We start from the raw sequence: 18,476 nt of genomic DNA, 5'->3' as shown, positions 1-18,476 counted from the left end.
TCGCCGGCCAGGCCACCATGGCGCAATCGGTAGCGCAGTGCTCTTGTAAAGCAAAGGTTCGGGGTTCGAGTCCCCGTGGTGGCTCTCCCTGAGGGCGCCCGGCAACGCGGGATACGGTGCAGGCGTGACCGTAGACGCCGCCGAATTCCTCGATCTGTTCGACCCAGCTGTGGTCGCCGACCCGTACCCGCACTACGCCGCGCTGCGTGCGGTGGCGCCGGTCGCCTGGCACAGCGGGCTGGGCACCTACGTCACCAGTACGCACGCCGCCGCCTTCGCGGTGCTGCGTGACCGGAAGCTGGGCCGGATCTTCACCCCGAAGCCCGGAGCCGAGTGGGACGTCTTCAACTGGTTGCATGCCGACTCGATCCTCGACTCCGAGCCGCCCAAGCACACCCGGCTGCGCCGGTTGGTCTCCAGCGCGTTCACCCGCGGGCACATCCAGCGGATGGCGCCGCGGATCGTCGAGCTCACCGCTGGGCTGCTGGACGAGTGTGCGGCGAAACTGGCGGACGGCGGAACCTTCGACGCGATCGCCGACTATGCCGAGCCGCTGCCGGTGCTGGTGATCGCTGAGTTGCTCGGCGCACCGACCGCCGACCGGGTGCTGCTGCGCGACTGGTCGCAGGCGATCGTGAAGATGTACGAACCGGGACCGAGCGCCGAGCAGCTGCTCGCCGCGCAGATCGCCGCCCGGGACTTCGCCGGCTACGTCGAGGAGCTGGCCGGCCATCGGGCAGCGCACCCGGGCGAGGACCTGCTCACCGCGCTGGTGCAGGCGCGGGACGGCTCCGACCGGCTGTCACCGACCGAGCTGATCGCCACCGCCGTGCTGTTGCTCAACGCCGGACACGAGGCCAGCGTCAACGGGTTCGGCAACGGGCTGGCCGCTCTGCTCGATCACTCGCCGGCGCTGGACCGGGTGCTCGACAACGTGGATGACGACGCGCTGATCGAGTCGCTGGTGGAGGAGATGCTGCGGTTCGACTCACCACTGCACCTGTTCGAAAGGACGGCGTCCGCGGATGTCGAGATTGCCGGGATGACGGTGCCCGAGGGCGCGAAGATCGCCGCGCTGCTCGGCGCCGCGAACCGGGATCCCGCGGTTTTCGATGCCGCCGATACCTTCGACCCGACTCGAGATCCCAACCGGCACATCGCTTTCGGCGCCGGCATTCATTTCTGCATCGGGGCTCCGTTGGCAAGGCTGGAGATGCAGATCAGCGTGCGGGCGCTGCTCAAGCGCTTCGGTCGTCTGCAGGTCGACCGGGCGGACCAGCGAGAGACGTTCGTGCTCAGGGGCTTCCACTCACTGTTGTTGGCGCCTGTCGTCAGGCCGTGACCATGCCGGTGATCCGGTCGGCCAGCACCTCCAGGAACCGCTCGTCGTGCTCCGCACCGAACGAGACCCGCTGGATCAGGTAGCCCTGGATGGTGGCGATCACCATCCGGGCCAGGTCGTCGGGACGACCGGCCAGTGGGTGTCCGCTGTCCTGCCAGCGCCGCAGCAGCTCGCCCCAATCACCCAGCAGGGCTGCGAAGAACCGCCGCGCCGTCGCGGAGATCACCGGGCTACGCACGGCCTCGGCCCAGGCCTGGATCGCCACCGGGAAGAAGGCGCCACCGGCGCTCCGGTGCAGTTGCTCGATCCGGCCGAGCATCAGCCGCATCGCCTCGCCGGGGGAGACCGGCCGGTTGGCGGCCAGCAGTTCACCAGCGGCGCCATGGGCGGCGCCGAGCGCCTTCTCGGCGGTCGCCACGATCAGGTCCTCCTTGGACCGGAAGTACAGATAGACCGCGCCGGCGGACAGATCGCTGGCGGCGATGATCTGCGCCATCGAGGTGTTGTGGAAGCCGTTCCCGGCGAACAGGTCCCAGGCGGCGGACAGGATCTGCTCGCGGCGTTGTTCGCGGTGTTCGTCGGTGACCTTCGGCACGACCCGACTGTAGCCGACGAAAAAGCGAATGATCGTTCTTGACAACGGTGAGGGCCGCGGGCACACTCAACCGAACGATCATTCGTTTTAGGAGGCGACGATGAGCTACCTACCTGCCCGACTCGACCGGCACGGCGTCTGGGCCAAGGCCGGCCTGCTGTCCGTGCTGCTCAGCGCCGTCACCGTCGTCATCGTGGTGGCCTTCGCCTGGCCGACCAGCAGTAGCGCGCCGCGGAACCTGCCGGTGGTGGTGGCCCCGGCCGCGGCGGTGCCGCAGCTGAGCCAACAACTGGCGGCGGCCGGCGCCGGGGACCTGCTGGACCTCAGCCCGGTCGCCGACGAGGCGGCGGCCAGGGCCGCGCTGGCCGACCGGGATGCGTTCGGCGCCATCGTGATCGGGCCACAGGGTCCCGTCGTGCTCAAGGCCGGCGCCGCGTCACCCCTGGCCGCCCAGGTGATGGACCAATTGGCAGCCACGCTGGCGGCCGGTCGGCCGCCGGCCACCGCACAGGACGTCGTGGCCCCGCCGGCCGGGGACCCGCACGGCTCGGCGTTCGTCACCGCCGTGCTGCCGTTGACCCTGTCGGCGCTGCTGGTCGGCGCGGCCTTCGGGCTGCTGGTGCGGCGGCGCATGCAGCGGTTGGTCGGGGTGCTCGGTGCCGCCGTGCTGATGGGGATCTTCTTCACGCTCGTGCTGGACAGCTGGCTGGGGTTGCTCGGCGGCCACTTCCTCGCCGAGGCCGGGGTGATCGCGCTGGCCGTCGCCGCCGTCGCCTCGGTGGTGTCCGGGTTGACGGCGCTGGTCGGCGCGGGCGGGGTCGGCATCGGTGCGGCGCTGTTCGTGCTGCTCGGGGTCCCGTTGGCCGGCATCGCCGCACCGTGGCAGGCGCTGCCGGACTTCTGGGGTTCCGTTGGTCGGTTGCTGCCGGCCGGTGCCGGTGGCGAACTGCTCCGCCGGGTGGCCTTCTTCCCGGACGCCTCGGTCGCCTTCCCGCTGCTGGTGCTGCTGGGCTGGCTGGTGATCGGCATCGGCGTGACCTGGGCGAAGCGGGACCGCAATGCACCGGAGCCGGCGGCGGTGCAGGCCGCCCGCGAATCGGTCGGGTTACCGGCCGCTGAGCTCACCCACTGACGCGGGTCTATTCCTCGATCGAGTCGTCGTCAAGGGACCCGACACCCATCAGGGTCGGGTCCAGCAGCGCGGCCTCTTCGGGCCGGAACGGCAGCACCGACTCGATGTACGACTTGGTCGCGAAGTCCATCGAGACCTCGTGCCCGGCCGCCTCGGACAGGAACCACCGGTGCTCGAGCACCTCGTGGAAGATCTCGGCGGGTTCCAGGCGTTCGCTCAACTCGGCCGGCACCGCCTCGATCACCGGCTCGAAGACGTCGGTCAGCCAGTGCCGGGCGACGGTGAACTCGTCGACGTCGGTCTCCGGCATCACCGCCTGGGTGCGGTAGGCCTCCAGGTCGTTGAGGATCCGGCGGGCCTGATTCTCCTGCACATCGAGCCCGGTCAGCTCCAGCAACTTGCGCCGATGATGGCCGGCCTCGACCACCTGGGTCTCCAGCACCATCTCGCCGTTGTCCTCGTTGATCTGGATCTGCCCGACGTCGTAGCCCAAGTTGTTGAGCCGCCGCATCTTTCGTTCGATCTGCCACCACTCGTCGGTGTGCATCGGCTGCGGCTCGGTGAGCTCGCGCCACAGCGAGTCGTAGCGGTCGAGCACCGAGACGGCGGTCTCCAGCGGGTCGACGGACTCCGGCAGCAGCCCGGACATCTGTAGGTCCAGCAGTTCACCGGCAAGGTTTGTCTCGGCGATGTCCAGGTCGTTCATCCGTTGACCCTTGGACAGCTGGTCGCGCATCTCGCCGGTCTCCGCGTCGACCAGGTAGGCGGCCAGCGCGCCGGCGTCGCGCCGGAACAAGGTGTTGGACAGCGAGCAGTCGCCCCAGGCGAACCCGATCAGGTGTAGCCGGACCAGCAGTTCGGCCAGCGCGTCCAGCAGTTTCGGCTCCAGGTTCGGATCGAGTCGCCGGGAGAACAGGGCCCGGTAGGGCAGCGAGAACCGCAGGTGCTTGGTGACCAGGGCGGCGTCCAACGGTTCGCCGTCCGGGGTGGTTCGGCCGGCCACCACGCCCACCGCCTCGACCACCGGGATGCCGGTGCGGGCCAACGTCCGCAGCAGTTCGAACTCGCGGTCGGCCAGGTCGGCGCTGATCTCCTTGATCGCGTAGACGAGCCCGCCGATTCTGGCGAACCTGACCACGTGCCGGGAGATGCCGCGGGGCAGACTCACCAGCTTCTCCCGCGGCCAGTCCTCCAGCGCCGTCGACCACGGCAGGGTCAGCAGATCCGTCGGATCCGGCCCGGCCGTGAATTGCATGCGCATCCGCTCAGCGTGGCACATTCCGGCGCAGGTGGCGGGGAGGTTCGGCACGGCCCGACGCCCGTCGACCTCGCGTTCGTGAACAGTTGCCGTGGGCCGCCGGGGACTGACGAGGAATGCTGGGTCGATGAGCGAAACTTCGTCCGACGAGCCGCTGTACTACCGCAGCGCCACCGAACTGGCCCGCGCGCTGCGCGCCAAGGAGATCTCGGCGCGGGCGGTGCTGGCCGCGCACCTGGAGCGGATCGAGCAGACCAACCCGCGGGTCAACGCCGTCGTCACCCTGGTCGCCGACGCGGCGATCGCCCAGGCGGCGGCCGCCGACGACGCGGCCGCCCGCGGCGAGTTCACCGGCCCGCTGCACGGGCTTCCGGTGGCGCACAAGGACAATCACCTCACCGCCGGCATCCGCACCACCTTCGGATCGCGGCTGCGAGCGGACTTCGTGCCGGACACCGACGACCTGGTGATCCAGCGGATGAAGGCGGCCGGGGTGATCACCCTCGGCAAGACCAACGTGCCCGAGTTCGTCGCCGGCGGGCACACCTTCAACGAGGTCTTCGGCATCACCCGCAACCCCTACGACCTGTCGGTGACGGCCGGCGGCTCCTCCGGCGGCGCCGCCGCTGCGCTGGCCGCCGGCATGCATCCACTGGCCGACGGCAACGACTTCGGCGGGTCGCTGCGGCTGCCGGCCGGCTACTGCAACGTGATCGGGCTGCGCCCGAGCGCCGGCCGGGTGCCGGTGTACCCGGCCGCCGACGGGTTCGCCGGCTTCAGCGTGCAGGGCCCGATGGGCCGGACCGTGGATGACGTCGCCCTGCTGCTGAGCGTGATGGCCGGCCCGGACGGCCGGTCGCCGATCTCGCTGGAGGCGCCGGGCTCTGACTTCGCCTCGGTGCCCGCCGGTGGGCTGACGGGCAAGCGGGTCGCGTTCTCGACCGACCTGGGCGGCGCGATCACCGTGGATCCGGAGATCGCATCGCTGGTGCGGGCGGCCGCTGCGGATGCGGAGCGGGCGGGGGCGATCGTCGAGGAGGCGTCACCGGATTTCACCGGCGCCGACGAGTGTTTCCGCACCCTGCGCGCCTGGCAGTTCGAAGCGACGATGGGCGCGACCCTGGACTCTCACCGGGACCTGGTGCGGCCCAGCCTGTATCAGAACATGCTGGCCGGCCGGGAGCTGACCGGACCGCAGGTCGGTCGGGCCGCGGTGCTGCGCACCGAGCTGTTCCACCGGATGCGCGAGTTCCTGGATCGCTACGACACACTGATCCTGCCGGTGGCGCCACTGCCTGCCTTCGACGCCGAGATCCAGTACCCGGAGCAGGTGGCGGGGGAGCGGCAGGAGGATTACCTGGGCTGGATGCGTGCGGTCTGTGCGGTGACCGTCACCGGACACCCGGCCATCTCGATGCCGGCCGGCTTCACCGCGGCCGGCACCCCCGTCGGCGTGCAGTTCGTCGGCCGGCACCGCGCCGAGCGGGAGCTGCTGGGCATGGCGAAGGGGTTCGAGGCGGTCACCGGGCACGCGCTCCGTCACCCCGGACTGGATTGATCGGTGTGCCTCCGGCGCTCGGCTGCGTCGGCGGGGTCCGGGCGGGGAGAAGCGCTCCGACTCGTCGGGTTGGGTTGCGCTGGCGGGGTCCGGGCGGGGAGAAGCGCTCCGACTCGGCGGGTTCGGTGACGACGATGGGGCCGGGGCGGGGAGAAGTGCTCCGACTCGGTGGGTTCGGTGACGGCGGTGGGGCCGGGGCGGGGAGAAGCGCTCCGACTCGGTGGGTTGTGTCCGTTCAGCGGCCGCTGATCAAGGGCGCCAGGGTCCGGCCGAGCAACTCGACCCGACCCTCGACGTGGCAGTTGGCGGCGGCGTTCACGGTCACGCCGTCGATGCCGGTGGCGAGCAGCTCCGCATACCGCGCGGCGACCTCCTCCGGCGAGCCGATCACCGCCCGCTCCCGCTGTCCGGCGGCCCGCGGGTTGCGGGCCACGAACTCCTCGAACTCCTTGACCGCCTGCTCGTGGGTCGGCGCGATGCAGGCGCTGGTCTGGTACGAAACGGTGATCTCGGAGCGGTCCCGGCCGAGCCTGTCGCAGTGGGCGGCCAATGCGTCGAACTTGCGGGGCAGATCCTCGACAGCGCAGATGATGTTCGATTCGTCCGCGTACTGCGCGACCATCCGCAGCGTCTTCTTCTCGCCGCCACCGCCGATCATCACCGGAATCCTCCCGAGCGGGGCCGGAGAGTTGATCGCCTCGTGCACGTGGTACCACTTGCCGTCCAACGACGGGCGCTCGCCGCGCAGCATCGGCAGGATGATCTGCAGCGCTTCCTCGAGCCGCTCGAACCGGTCGGTGAACGTGCCGAACTCGAAGCCGAGTGCCTGATGCTCGAACTCGTACCAGCCGGCGCCGATGCCCAGCTGGGCCCGGCCGCCGGACACCACGTCCAGCGCGGTGACGGTCTTGGCCAGGAAGGTCGGGTTGCGGTACGTGTTACCGGTGACCAGCGACGACAGTCGGACCGTCGAGGTGTGCTGGGACAGGGCGGACAGCAGGGTGTAGCACTCGAACATCTCGTTGTCCGGCTCGCCGATGCCGGGCAGTTGGTAGAAGTGGTCCATCACCAGAACCGTGTCGAAGCCGCTGTTCTCGGCCTCGACGGCCTGTCGGGTGATGTTGGCGAACAGGTCGGCGGGTGCGGTGTCGGGGTAGCTGAAGTTGGGAATCTGGTATCCGAGAACGGTCACCGGGCGAATCTACGCCGTCCGGTCGGCAGCCGCCGCGGAGCCGGCCCGATCGCTATCGGGACGCGCTCGGCAGTACGGTGCCGGTCACCTCGCCCAGCCGGAGGGTGCCGCCGCCGGTCGACGGGGCGGTCGCGGTCAGCGTCACCGTGTCGCCGTCCTGCAGAAAGGTGCGGGTGGCACCGTCGGCCAGGGTGATCGGGTGTCGGCCGCCCTGGCTCAACTCGATGAAGCTGCCGACGGTGTCCGGGGTCGGCCCCGACACCGTGCCGGAGGCGAACAGGTCGCCGGTGCGCAGCGACGCCCCGTTGATCGTCAGGTGCGCCATCATCTGGGCCGCGGTCCAGTACATGCCGGCGAACGGCGGCCGGGACACCACGGTGCCGTTGAGGTCCACCTCGATCGCGATGTCCAACCCCCAGTCGCCCCCGTCGGCGAGATACTCCAACACCGGGACGGTCCGGGCCGGTGCCGGCACCCGGGCCGCGGCCAGCGCCGCCAGTGGAGTGATCCAGGCAGAGATACTGGTGGCGAACGACTTCGCCAGGAACGGCCCGAGCGGCGGCTGTTCCCAGGGCTGCAGGTCGCGCGCGCTCCAGTCGTTCACCAGGCAGACGCCGAAGACGTGCTCGGCGAGATCCGTTGCCGGAACCGACGTTCCCTGCTCGGATCCGACGCCCACCACGAAGCCGATCTCGGCCTCGATGTCCAGCCGCCGCGACGGTCCGAACGACGGCGCATCGGCGTCCGGCGCCTTCGACTGCCCGCGCGGCCGGCGGATCGGCGTGCCGCTGGGCACCACGGTGCCGGCCCGGCCGTGGTAGCCGATCGGCAGATGCTTCCAGTTCGGCAGCAGCGGCGCCGAATCCGGTCGGAACAGCCGGCCGAGGTTGGTCGCATGATGTTCGCTGGCGTAGAAGTCGACGTAGTCGGCGACCTCGAACGGCATCCGCAGGGTGACCTGGGACAGCGGCAGCAGCAGTGGCGAATCCGGCTGCGCGCCCGCCGGTTCGGTGCGGGCGGTGCTCGCCAGCACCTCGGTGACGTCGGCACGCACCGCGGCCCAGGTGTCCGGGCCGGCCGCCAGCAGGGCGTTCAGCGTCGGCTGCAGCAGCAACTCCCGCCACCGGGGCAGGGCCGCCGGGGTGTCCAGAACCCGGTCGCCGTAACGCACCCCGACTCGCGGAACGTCGGCGCCGTCGGCGGAACCGGGGCCGGAATCGGCGAAGATGCCGTAGGGAAGATGGTCGATGCCGAAGCCCTGCAACGGGTCTGACGGTTCGGCCAGCTGCCGAGGGGCGGTCATCGGCACTCCTTCGGGAGGGTGAGGTCATGCGCCACCCGACCGATCACACCGAGCCGGGCCGCTTCGGTCAACGGCTCGAGCACACCGCAGCAGCCGAAGGAGGTGAAGATCGACCTGGCCCGCGCCACCTGGATGTCGTCCCAGTCGTTGAGGGCACCGACGAGCTGCCCGGGGTCGTCCTGTTCGAGCCAGTCCGGCACGCGGCTCGGCTGGTCGAACGCCGCGTCGACCGCGAGCAGGACGTTCAGCACGCCGTGCTGGGTTGTCGTGCGCACCGCGTGGTGCAGGCCGGCGGTCAGTTTGATCGGCAGGTTCAGTCGGACCGCATGGACCAGGACCGATGCCAGTTCGGCGGCGGACGGCACCGACCCGGGTTCGACGCCGCCGGTCCGGTACTTGCCGCGGAGCCGGCCGGGCGGTAACCGATCCCGCAGCGTGGCAACGACTTCCAGTTGCTCGGGACGCCCGCGTTCGATCTCCAGAGCGACCCCGAGCTGTTCCCCGGTGGTTCCACTCAGCGGCGCGAGGTCCGTCAGCAGATCGTCCAACGGTCGTCCGGCGGCGGCGATCTCGACCCCGACCACGCTCAGCCCGTCGCGACCGATCGCCAGCTGGGTGGCAGCGACCAGGGCGGCCGCGTCCCCGGGGGCCCCGATGATGCCGATGGCGATCGGTTCGGCCGGATCCTCCAGCAGTTCCAACAGTGCCGGCAGCGCGGACGCCTGCACCAGCAGCGGCCCGATCGAGGTGCAGGCGGGGGATTGTCGGAGCCGGCGGTGGGCGTCGAGTGCGTCGGGCAGAGCGGCCGAACCGGGTGGGAAGACCGCAGCGTCGTCGATCAGCGTGGCGAACAGGCCGCCGTGCACCACGCTCGGCGACGACCCGGTCGCGGCTGAGGTGCGGTCTCTTGACCCGGCGCTGTCTCTTGACACAGCGCCGATGCTAGCGGAATGTCTCTGTAGAGCGACAGATTCGTCCGCTGAGCGGACGTCGCCGGTGAAAGTTGTCGAAGAGGATTCAGCACAGCCGCGGCGCGGCGAAGGAGTTTCCGATGGCCCATTACCGCAGCGTCGGCGAGATCCCGCCGAAGCGTCATACCCAGTTCCGCGCGCCCGACGGCGCGCTGTACTCCGAGGAGCTGATGGGGGAGGAGGGGTTCTCGTCGGACTCGTCCCTGCTGTACCACCGCAGCGTCCCGTCGGCGATGGTCGACGCCAGGAACTGGCAACTGCCGGACCTGACCACGACGCCGAACCATCCGCTGGCACCGCGCCACCTCACGCTGCACGACCTGTTCGGCGCCGCCGCCGACACCGCGGCGATCGATGCGGTGACCGGCCGCCGGCTGGTCCTGGGCAACGGTGACGTCCGGATCTCCTACGTGGTCGCCGCCGCGCCGAGCCCGTTGTACCGCAACGCGATCGGTGACGAGTGCGTCTTCGTGGAAGCGGGTTCCGGGGTGGTGGAGACGGTCTTCGGATCGCTGGCCTACCGGTCGGGTGACTATGTGATCCTGCCCCGGGCCACCGTGCACCGATGGGTGCCGGCCGAGCTGTCGCGGCTCTACTGCATCGAGGGCAACTGCCACATCGGTCCGCCCAAGCGCTACCTGTCCAGGTTCGGCCAGTTACTGGAGCATTCGCCGTACTGTGAAAGGGATCTGCACGGCCCGGTCGGCCCGCTGCTGGCTCCCGATGCGGCCGCCGGCACCGACACCGAGATCTACACCAAGCATCGCGGCAACGGCCCGAGCGGCATCGTCGGCAGCATCGTGGTGAGTCCGCACCATCCGTTCGACGTGGTCGGCTGGGACGGCTGCCTGTACCCGTACACGTTCAACGTCAGCGACTTCGAGCCGATCACCGGCCGGGTGCATCAGCCGCCGCCGGTGCACCAGGTGTTCGAGGGGATCAATTTCGTGATCTGCAACTTTGTTCCGCGCAAGGTCGACTACCACCCGCTGTCGATCCCGGTGCCCTACTACCACTCGAACGTCGACTCCGACGAGATCATGTTCTATGTCGACGGAGATTACGAGGCGCGCAGGGGATCCGGCATCGGCAAGGGGTCGATCAGCGTGCACCCCGGTGGGCACTCGCACGGCCCGCAGACCGGCGCGGTCGAGGGTGCCATCGGCAAGGACTACTTCGACGAGCTGGCGGTGATGGTCGATACCTTCCGGCCACTCGAGCTCGGCGAGGGTGGCGTCGCGGTGGACGACGGCAAGTACGCCTGGAGCTGGGCCGGCCGGGGCCCGGCCGACACCGCGGCGGACGGCCCGGCGGCGGACGGCGACTCCGGCCCGCTGACGATCGGCTGAGGCCGGTTCCGGCTCCAGCTCCCTACCCCTTGTTGGGGGGCAGGGACGACTGTGGAGGAGATGACGGGCAACTCTGCAGGGAGAACTGGCGAGTGTGCACGGGCGGGATCACTACGCAGGATGGCTCAGGCCGCGGACCGTGCGGCCGGTGTCGGTCCTGGTCAGCTCGGTGAGATGGCCACCGGCGGCACCGATCGCGATCAGGTCGGCGGCCGTCGGGTCGACGAGTTCGAACTCCGTCAGCCCGTCGTTGCGGTGGTTGTACCCTTCGCGAGCGGCATGACCGCCGGTGCTGATCCGCTCCAGCGAGCCGGTGGACGCCAGCGAAGCCCGTGCCACACCGAGGATTCCGAGCGCGTCGTCGGCGGCGTCCACCAACGGCTCGCGGTTGGATTCCAGCATCGCCCGCAGTAGCTCGGGCCGGGTGCCGGCCACCCGGGTGCCGTCGGTGAACGAACCGGCGGCCAGCGACAACGCCAGTGGGCCACCGAGTTCGGCCACCTGGGCCAGGGCCAGCGCGAGCAGGTGCGGTAGGTGCGAGACCCTGGCCACGGCCAGGTCGTGATCGATGGCGGTGCAGGGCACCACCCGGCTGCCGACGGCCAACGCCAGGCCGGCCACCAGGTCCCAGGTCTCCATCCGGCTACCGTCGTCCAGGCAGGTGACCCAGGCCGCATCGGCGAACAGCCTCGCGTCGGCAGCCGCGAAGCCGGATTCGGCGGTGCCGGCCATCGGATGCCCACCGATGTAGCGTGCCCGCGGCACGATCGCCGAGACCTGCTGGGCGACACCGGATTTGACGCTGCCGACATCGGTCAGCAGTACCTCGGGGGCATACCGGGTGATCTTCCGCAGCAGAGTGTCGAAGGCCGTCAGCGGTGCGGCCAGGACGACCAGGGCGTCGTAGCGGACAGCCCAGGCCAACGCTTCTTCCAACTCGGCATGGGCGAGGAAGCCGCCGGCTGTCGCGGCCGCTCTGGTGCCTTCGCTCGGCGACCAACCGGACACCGAAAGCCGTTCGCCGGTGGCGCGCAGCAACGAGCCGCCGATCAGGCCCATCCCCAGCACGCAGATCGCCGGCGGCAGCGGCGGGGTCACAGCGATTCCCGGGCGGTCGGGGAGTCGGTGCCGGCCTCACGGCCGGAACCGATCTGCATGACCAGACTGATCCGGTCCGCCCGGAAGTCGGTTCGCACCCACACGGATATTGCTCGCGAATCGTCCACCAGCACACCTTCGATCTTCCAGTACGGGCGGTCAACGCCGATGCCGAGTTCCGCCGCCAAATCCGCGGTCGCGTTCGCCAGCGTGACTTCTGCCGTGCGATAACGCAAACGCACCTGCCGGGCGTCGATCGCCGTCAGCAGCGCCTGGTGTTCCCGCAGCCCTTCAGTCACCTCGGTACGGTCCGTGCCGACCGCCCACAGCGCCGAACGGCCGATCGGCTGCTCGTACGCCGTCATCCGCACCGACAGCCGTAATCCAGGGGTGCCGGTGGGCACGCCCATGGCCTGCGCCGCGGTTCGAGGCAGCGTGCCCCCACGCACCAGCGGCACGGTGGTGTGCCCGACTCCGGAGCGGATCAGCTGCTCCCAGGCGGTCGGGCCGCCGGCCTTCACCGAGAACTGCATCGGCCGCTGGACGAACGTGCCCGCGCCCTTGACCCGGCGGACCATGTTGCGCCGTTCGAGCTCCTCGATCGCGGCCCTAGCGGCGGAGCGGCCGACGCCGAAGCGCACGGTCAGTTCGTTCTCGCTGGGCACCCGGCTGCCGGTCGGGCTGTCGGCGAGTTCGTCGGCGAGCTCGTCGGCGATCTCCAGGTAGCGGGTGGGGGCCATCGGGTCATCTTCGTCGGCGGTCGAATCGGGCCCACGACCGGCCCCGCGGAGGTCAGGCAGAGCAGACGGCATCGGGACGCCCGGGCCGGCGATGGCCGGGTGACGACCGAGCAAATGCCCGGCCGAACGGACCAATGGATAGCCGGAGTTGCGGGGAGGTCGTACGTTTGTCACGTGAGCACCGACGGTTCAGCGGTAGCAGTCGTCCACGAGGACGGGAAATGGCGATGCTCGCTGCTCGCCGAAGAGCTGATCGACGACCTGGACGGGGTGATCACCGCCCTGCGGAGGGTGTCGGCGACCGGCGCGGTGTTCGCGATGATCGCCGTCGACGACGAGTTCTTCGTGATCGTCCGGCCGATCCCGGGCGGGGCCTCACTGCTGCTCTCGGACGCCACCGCAGGTCTGGACTACGACATCGCGGCCGATGTGCTCGACCTGCTTCAGGTGCCCATCCCCGAAGAGGACGACGAGGACGACGACGAACCGTGGCCGGAGGGTGAACTCGGGTTGCTGGCCGACCTCGGGGTGCCGGAGGAGCAGATGTCGCTGATCGTCGCCGAGGACGACCTGTTCCCGGACGAGCAACTGCAGATGATCGCCGAGAGCTGCGGGTTCGCCGATCAGTACGCGGCCGTCGTCGACGCCGACTGACCCCGACGGTGACGACCTCGTTCGTCCCCGAGGACGACCTGCTGCTGATGCGGTTGGCGCTGCAGCAGGCAAGAATCGCCGCTGCGGCCGACGAGGTCCCGATCGGCGCGGTGCTCGCGCTGGACGATTCGTACGTGGTCGCCGGCCGCAACCAACGCGAAGCCACCGTTGACCCGACCGCCCATGCCGAGATCGTCGCGCTGCGCATCGCGGCCACCCATGCCGGGACCTGGAACCTGTCCGGCGCCACCATGGCGGTGACCGTCGAACCCTGCACCATGTGCGCCGGCGCCCTGGTCGCGGCCAGGGTGTCCCGGCTGATCTTCGGCTGCTGGGAGCCCAAGACCGGTGCCGCCGGGTCGCTCTGGGACGTGCTGCGGGATCCACGTCTGCCGCACCGGGTGGAGGTCCGCGGAGACGTGCTGGCCGACGAAGCGGCAGCCCTGATGCGGGACTTCTTCGCCCGGCGGCGCTGACCGAACCGCGCTACCTGGCCGCAGGCGGTCGAAACCACCGCCGTCCCTCCGGTAAGGTTCTTCCCGGTAGCGTGTCCGAGCGGCCTAAGGAGCACGCCTCGAAAGCGTGTGAGCGTGAAAGCGTTCCGTGGGTTCAAATCCCACCGCTACCGCCAAAAACCCCTGGTCAGGGCATGTCGAGTCGATCATGCCCGACCAAGGGTTGGATCTTGATGGACAAATAGGTGCACTCGTAGGTGCATTTTTTGACCCCCTCGGAACCGGTCAGGACTGGGGGTGCGAGAGGCTCCCCGCGCATGTGCTCTGCATGGAGAAGCAGCAGCAGGAGGGTTCAGCACCTCGACCGTCGGATCTGATCGCCCGGATTGTGGCGGACCTGGCCGTGTTGGGTGAAGCACTGGCGCCCCGGCCGGTAGAGGACGAGGCGCCCACCCCGAGCCGGTCGTGCCCAAGTTGATGCTGACCGCCGAGGAGGCGGCCGAAGCGCTCGGGCTCAGTCGCACCGCGGTGTTCGCGATGATCCGCTCTGGTGAACTGCAATCGGTGAAGATCGCGTCTCGCCGCCGCATCCCCTTGACGGTCCTGCAGCCCGGGAGTGGACTGGGTGCCGTCGATCTGTGCGCGCCCGCTGGCGCCGGTGATGTAGCCCTCGGGGCTAGTGGTGGTGCCGTTGATTGCTCCACCGGTGACGGTGACCCAAGTTGTGGTGCCGGCCTTCTGCGCCTCGGCCATGAAGGTCACGCCCGGGATCGGCTTGCCGGTGACGGTGTCAACCTTGGCGACCGCCGCACTACCGAAGACGCGGGCGTCGCTGACGGACACGCTGCCCGTTCCTGTTCCGGTGCGGGTCACCGTCGCGGTGACGGTGGCGGCCTTCGTGAAGCCCGCGGGAGCCGACGTCTCGACGATCCACACCGTGTCGCCGACCTTCACATCGCCGGTCAGGTAGGCACTGGTGGCTGCGCCTGAGGCAACCGAGGTGATGGTGCCAACGGTCGCGCCGGTCGCACTGGTCTTGTGGATGGCGAAAGTCGCGCCAGCCAGGCCGTTACCGGTGGCGGCGTCGGTCTTGACGATCGAGACCTTGTCGCCGACCTTCACGTTGCTTCCCAGATAGCCGGACGTCCAGTTGCCGGAGGTGTCGGTGGTTCCGGTGGCCAGGACGGTCGAGCCCTTCTTGACCTGGAACTTGGCACCCTGCAGACCAGGGCGTCCGCCGCCGAGTACGGAGAGGCGTTCACCCCGGCCGCCGAGAACCTGGTGCTGCGCGGTGGTGACCAGACCCGCGGGCTGGATCAGCTGGTGGGCGACCTGGAGCGCGGGCTGCTGGTCACCTCGCAGTGGTACATCCGCGAGGTCGACCCGATGACGCGGCTGCTCACCGGACTCACCAGGGACGGGGTCTACCTGGTCGAGCGAGGTGACCGGTGCGGTGAACAACTTCCGGTTCAATATGTGGCCGCTGGACGTGTTGCGCCGGGCATCCGACGTCGGGGCGACCGAGCGGTGTCTGTCCCGGGAGTGGAGCGACTGGTTCACCCGCAGCGCGATGCCGCCGGTCAGGGTCGACGGGTTCCACATGTCGTCGTTGTCCAAGGCTCGCTGACGCAGACAGTAGGGCGTAGGACCGGCGGCTGTCGACGATGGCTTTGCAGTGCGTGTGCGCGCTTTTGGAATGGGTCAAGCGCCGTCACCGTCGGACCGAATCCGGCGGAACGTGCAACGTTTCATGCTCCGGTTGCCTCTTAAGGTGTAGCGAGGTCATGTTCGGTCCGGGGGGCGAGAGGAGTTTGCTGGTGTCCGACGGTATGGAAGCGTTTCAGGCAGTCGCACTCCTGGTCGAGCGAGATGGCCTTGCTCTAGTGCGGTACGCCTATCAGCTGACCCATGGGCATCACACTGCCGAAGACCTGGTCCAGGAGTCCTTGTTGTCGTGCCAGCGCGGCTGGGCACGCACGGGGACGCCTCCGGAGCCGGCCAGAAAGGCATACGTTGTCCGATCAATCACCCGCAGGTATCTTCGGGCAAGACACAGTCTCGCCTGGCGCCGGCACGCCGATGCTGAACTCGGGCACCACGTTGCCGACGCCGAGGACATCTCCGGCCGGACCGCAGTTTGGACCGGGGTGTGGTCTGCATTGGCGACGTTGCCAGCGAACGAACGAGCTGCGGTGGTGATGCACCACTACCTCGGCTACCCGTATGCGGAAATCGGCGAGCACCTCGGCTGCCGAGAGTCGACCGCCCGATCACTGTGTTACCGCGGACTCTCTCGAACTGCGCGCCCTGCTCCGCGACAGTGACCCTGACGAACAACTAACCCGGAGAGCGATCCCATGAAGCGACCCAACGAGTCAGACGCGGGCGTCACCGCCCTCCGCGACGCGATGACCGCCCGCGATGACGACATCGCTGAACACCACCTGTGTGTCGAGCCGGTCAGGCCTCCAACGCGACGCTGGCCGCCTATCGTGACGGCCGGCATCGTGACCGCGGTCTTGATTGGCGGGATCGTCACCACAGTTGCGCTCACCGATAGGGACCATCCATCTACGGTGACGCAGCCAGACACCGTGGCGCCGGCGACGTCCACACACGTGGCAGCTCAACAGACACCGGTGCCGACGACATGGGCGCCGTCGGCCACTGAGCGCGATCGCAACGCGAGCACCTTGAGTAACCCGGACGGCGGATCGATCACACCAGGTGGTGTTCTAACCTTCCGTGGCGTTCAGCTCACGGTGCCCACGACGTGGGTGCATATGGACAATTACCCACTGTGCAAGGCAGCTCCCACGAACTACGCGCTGATCGAGACCCAAATAGACCAACAGACCATCTGCCTGGCACAGCAGGAGGAATCCTCGCAGCGCACGAATGCTTCGGGCGTGTTAGTGACGCCACTTGAGGTCGCAGACACCTGGATGAACACGGATGTTGCCACTGAGCCGATTCACGTGAACGGGCTTACGGGTCGCACCGGTGACGACGAACACCCCCACTATACAGCCTACACCATCGTCGTATTTCCTACGCAGGGCGTTGCCATACGCATCGAAGCTGAACCGAGCCAGCTCCGATCGATACTCGCATCGATCGCCCTGGTCATCGAATAGGCGCGAATCCGGGGCGTAGTTATCCGAGAATCACGTCCACATTGAGTGCGTTGGCGTCGGTGGTAATTCCTGTATAGAACACTGTGCAACTATTCAATATGATCCCAGACAGGATGCCGTACACCAGGTGATATGAAAAGATTGGCGCGCCGCTATCTCCGCCTTGGGCGCACATGTCCGATTCCACCAGATGGTTAACCGGAACTACGGGCAGAGCGCAGTTCCCGTATGAAGAGTTAGCCTCGCAATACGATACAGTTAGCGTCACGTCGGTAATCTCACCGCAAGTCGTTCCGGTGGTTCTTCCGGACTTGCAAACCCTTACTCCTACAGTGTTCAGGCTAGTACCCTGAACCAGGTACTGCCCGTTAACTCCGCTGTAGTTGCTGTAGATCCACGGCTTGATCGTCCAGTTGGGGTTGGTGACCTTCACGAGTCCGGCGTCACCGCCGCTGCGATAGGTACTAGAGTGCTTGGGGCCGATGCTATGCAGGCTGCTGTTCGGATATACGGCATAAAAGGGATCGCCGATGTCGAAGCCGCAGTGTCCAGCCGTCATCATATAGGTGTTGCCCGTGCCGCGCCCACGTACCATGACGCCGGAGGTGCAGTAATAGTGATTCTGTCGCGATACGAATTCCAGACTGATGCCGCCCCTCAGGTAGTCGGTGCACTGATTCGTGGTATTGCAGGTTTGGGTGACAGGCATACTATCGGCACCACTAACCTCGATCGGTATGATGGATTGTTCTTGAACGCCGACGATGATGAGGTCGACGGCTTTCACCTGTTCGCGAGGGACTGAAACGCTGATAGATTCCGTTCTAATGTCGGGCTTGACGACGTACTGGGTGTAAGGGAGGTCCGTGTGGATCAGGTTTCCGATCTGGTCAGCCAGGGCAACCATTTCCGATTCTGTAAAGCGGGCTGACACGACCTTCACCCTTTCGGCAGGTACGCCGATTGTGGAGAGCTTAGTGTCTAGCTCCTTCAACTGATCCTCGCCGATGCTCCCCTTAATGCGCACCCGCGGACCCTCGGGGTCGTAGTAGAGGCCGGCGTAGGAGTCCAGGAAGGCTTCCTTCGCTAAGACTCCGATCAGCGACGCTTTGCTCTCGACGTCGGCTCGAATCGTCGCCTCTTGCAGGCTCACGTGGTCTGCCGCAGCGATGTGCAAGACGACGGGGTCCTCGTCCGTTTCTGCGGTCGCGGTCACAGTGACGGCCATCGAACCCACGAAGAGAGCGGCGACCAGAGCCGCCACCCCTTCAATCCGGATCCGTCGTGTGCGAGCAATCCGCCTCATGGTCCCTCCCCTTCCCGAATAGTTGTCCCGGGACACTAGCCTCGATCTTTCGCGAGTCGGCCGGGTTGGTCTGATGGCGCCGGGTCTTGATCCTTTTCTCCTTCCGTTTGCGGTTGGTGGTGGCTGGTGGTCCGCGTGTCGCCGCGGTTGGTGCGTCGGGTTCCACTGCCCGAGGGGTGGTGCTGCCAGGTCGGGATAGGTCGGGTTCTGATGGTCAGGTCGGTGCTGGGTTCAGCTGTCTGATGGCAGTGGTGATCAGGCGGACCCAGGGTGTGTGCGCCGACAGCCGCAGGTGTACTCGGCGGGATCGTCTGGCGATGCGGCCGGCGATCGAAAACAGGCGTAGCCGCAGCCGTTTCGGTTCCCAGGTGCGTGCTTCGGTGCCT

General features: G+C 68.2%; 17 protein-coding genes, 2 tRNA genes and 3 pseudogenes. 12 read left to right on the top strand and 10 right to left on the bottom strand.

Features of this window, described 5'->3' with window-relative positions:
- Positions 1-11 precede the first annotated feature (11 nt).
- Positions 12-84, top strand: a tRNA-Thr gene (locus tag K340_RS0116950).
- A gap of 40 nt (positions 85-124) precedes the next feature.
- Positions 125-1,342 carry a cytochrome P450 gene (locus tag K340_RS0116945; RefSeq protein WP_029137582.1) on the top strand — a complete coding sequence of 406 codons (1,218 nt, stop codon included), beginning with the start codon at positions 125-127 and terminating at the stop codon, positions 1,340-1,342.
- Here K340_RS0116945 and K340_RS30915 read toward each other — a convergent pair.
- Positions 1,332-1,937, bottom strand: a complete 606-nt coding sequence (locus tag K340_RS30915) for a TetR/AcrR family transcriptional regulator (protein ID WP_051266649.1) — start codon at positions 1,935-1,937, stop codon at positions 1,332-1,334. The two genes, K340_RS0116945 and K340_RS30915, sit on opposite strands and share 11 nt — an antisense overlap.
- Before the next feature lie 100 nt (positions 1,938-2,037).
- Between K340_RS30915 and K340_RS0116935 the strand changes: the two genes are divergently transcribed.
- Complete coding sequence (locus K340_RS0116935) at positions 2,038-3,069, top strand: hypothetical protein (RefSeq protein WP_051266647.1); 1,032 nt, start codon at positions 2,038-2,040, stop codon at positions 3,067-3,069.
- Positions 3,070-3,076: 7 nt separating this feature from the next.
- Here K340_RS0116935 and K340_RS0116930 read toward each other — a convergent pair whose 3' ends face one another.
- Positions 3,077-4,330 (bottom strand): DUF4032 domain-containing protein, encoded by a 1,254-nt coding sequence (locus K340_RS0116930; protein WP_029137580.1) that lies wholly within the window; start codon positions 4,328-4,330, stop codon positions 3,077-3,079.
- A 124-nt stretch (positions 4,331-4,454) separates the two neighbouring features.
- Here K340_RS0116930 and K340_RS0116925 point away from each other — a divergent pair, with 124 nt between their 5' ends.
- Positions 4,455-5,885 (top strand): amidase, encoded by a 1,431-nt coding sequence (locus K340_RS0116925; protein WP_029137579.1) that lies wholly within the window; start codon positions 4,455-4,457, stop codon positions 5,883-5,885.
- Positions 5,886-6,120: 235 nt separating this feature from the next.
- On the opposite strand, the gene K340_RS0116920 is transcribed toward K340_RS0116925, so the two are convergent.
- Genes K340_RS0116920 through K340_RS30910 form a run of 3 tightly spaced genes read right to left on the bottom strand, consistent with a single transcriptional unit; the run spans position 6,121 to position 9,312 of the window.
- On the bottom strand, positions 6,121-7,077 hold the full coding sequence (locus K340_RS0116920; RefSeq protein WP_029137578.1) for an LLM class F420-dependent oxidoreductase: 957 nt from the start codon (positions 7,075-7,077) through the stop codon (positions 6,121-6,123).
- 52 nt (positions 7,078-7,129) lie between these two features.
- Complete coding sequence (gene fahA, locus K340_RS0116915; protein WP_051266708.1) at positions 7,130-8,380, bottom strand: fumarylacetoacetase; 1,251 nt, start codon at positions 8,378-8,380, stop codon at positions 7,130-7,132.
- Positions 8,377-9,312 carry a hypothetical protein gene (locus tag K340_RS30910; RefSeq protein WP_154674320.1) on the bottom strand — a complete coding sequence of 312 codons (936 nt, stop codon included), beginning with the start codon at positions 9,310-9,312 and terminating at the stop codon, positions 8,377-8,379. Before K340_RS30910 ends, fahA begins: the two co-directional genes overlap by 4 nt.
- A 119-nt stretch (positions 9,313-9,431) precedes the next feature.
- Here K340_RS30910 and K340_RS0116905 point away from each other — a divergent pair, with 119 nt between their 5' ends.
- The gene (locus K340_RS0116905) at positions 9,432-10,700 is read left to right on the top strand and encodes a homogentisate 1,2-dioxygenase (protein WP_029137576.1); all 1,269 of its coding nucleotides are present in this window, start codon (positions 9,432-9,434) and stop codon (positions 10,698-10,700) included.
- A 111-nt stretch (positions 10,701-10,811) separates the two neighbouring features.
- Here K340_RS0116905 and K340_RS30905 read toward each other — a convergent pair whose 3' ends face one another.
- Positions 10,812-11,798: a prephenate dehydrogenase gene (locus K340_RS30905; protein WP_211229500.1), complete on the bottom strand. Its 987-nt coding sequence runs from the start codon at positions 11,796-11,798 to the stop codon at positions 10,812-10,814.
- Positions 11,795-12,538, bottom strand: a complete 744-nt coding sequence (locus tag K340_RS34455; RefSeq protein ID WP_051266644.1) for a GntR family transcriptional regulator — start codon at positions 12,536-12,538, stop codon at positions 11,795-11,797. The genes K340_RS30905 and K340_RS34455 overlap by 4 nt, the downstream gene beginning before the upstream one ends.
- Positions 12,539-12,712: 174 nt before the next feature.
- On the opposite strand from K340_RS34455, the gene K340_RS0116890 reads away from it, so the two are divergent.
- The 4 genes and pseudogenes from K340_RS0116890 to K340_RS37585 form a co-directional block, all read left to right on the top strand.
- Positions 12,713-13,192 carry a tRNA adenosine deaminase-associated protein gene (locus K340_RS0116890; protein WP_029137575.1) on the top strand — a complete coding sequence of 160 codons (480 nt, stop codon included), beginning with the start codon at positions 12,713-12,715 and terminating at the stop codon, positions 13,190-13,192.
- Positions 13,193-13,200: 8 nt separating this feature from the next.
- Complete coding sequence (gene tadA / locus K340_RS0116885) at positions 13,201-13,668, top strand: tRNA adenosine(34) deaminase TadA (protein ID WP_029137574.1); 468 nt, start codon at positions 13,201-13,203, stop codon at positions 13,666-13,668.
- Positions 13,669-13,733: 65 nt separating this feature from the next.
- Positions 13,734-13,823: transfer RNA gene (locus K340_RS0116880), tRNA-Ser, on the top strand.
- Positions 13,824-14,124: 301 nt separating this feature from the next.
- Positions 14,125-14,190, top strand: a pseudogene (locus tag K340_RS37585) (hypothetical protein); the annotation flags it as partial.
- 324 nt (positions 14,191-14,514) lie between these two features.
- Here the strand turns inward: K340_RS37585 and K340_RS37085 are convergent.
- Positions 14,515-14,769, bottom strand: a pseudogene (locus K340_RS37085) (SpaA isopeptide-forming pilin-related protein); the annotation flags it as partial.
- A 105-nt stretch (positions 14,770-14,874) separates the two neighbouring features.
- Here K340_RS37085 and K340_RS37580 point away from each other — a divergent pair.
- The 3 genes and pseudogenes from K340_RS37580 to K340_RS0116860 all read left to right on the top strand — a co-directional run.
- A pseudogene (locus K340_RS37580) lies at positions 14,875-15,274 on the top strand (metallopeptidase TldD-related protein); the annotation flags it as partial.
- Between the two features lie 37 nt (positions 15,275-15,311).
- Positions 15,312-15,971 carry an RNA polymerase sigma factor gene (locus K340_RS37575; RefSeq protein ID WP_084614572.1) on the top strand — a complete coding sequence of 220 codons (660 nt, stop codon included), beginning with the start codon at positions 15,312-15,314 and terminating at the stop codon, positions 15,969-15,971.
- Between the two features lie 33 nt (positions 15,972-16,004).
- The gene (locus K340_RS0116860; protein WP_029137572.1) at positions 16,005-16,784 is read left to right on the top strand and encodes a hypothetical protein; all 780 of its coding nucleotides are present in this window, start codon (positions 16,005-16,007) and stop codon (positions 16,782-16,784) included.
- Between the two features lie 19 nt (positions 16,785-16,803).
- Here K340_RS0116860 and K340_RS0116855 read toward each other — a convergent pair whose 3' ends face one another.
- Together K340_RS0116855 and K340_RS35280 are read right to left on the bottom strand one after the other, a co-directional pair.
- Positions 16,804-18,048 (bottom strand): S1 family peptidase, encoded by a 1,245-nt coding sequence (locus K340_RS0116855; protein ID WP_029137571.1) that lies wholly within the window; start codon positions 18,046-18,048, stop codon positions 16,804-16,806.
- A gap of 256 nt (positions 18,049-18,304) precedes the next feature.
- The coding region (locus K340_RS35280; RefSeq protein WP_211229511.1) for a transposase at positions 18,305-18,476 on the bottom strand (172 nt) is incomplete at its 5' end.

It is taken from the genome of Nakamurella lactea DSM 19367, from assembly GCF_000426645.1.
Classification (GTDB): Bacteria; Actinomycetota; Actinomycetes; order Mycobacteriales; family Nakamurellaceae; genus Nakamurella; species Nakamurella lactea.
Note: the sequence above shows the minus strand (reverse complement) of the source record. Positions and strands in the feature narration are given on the sequence as shown.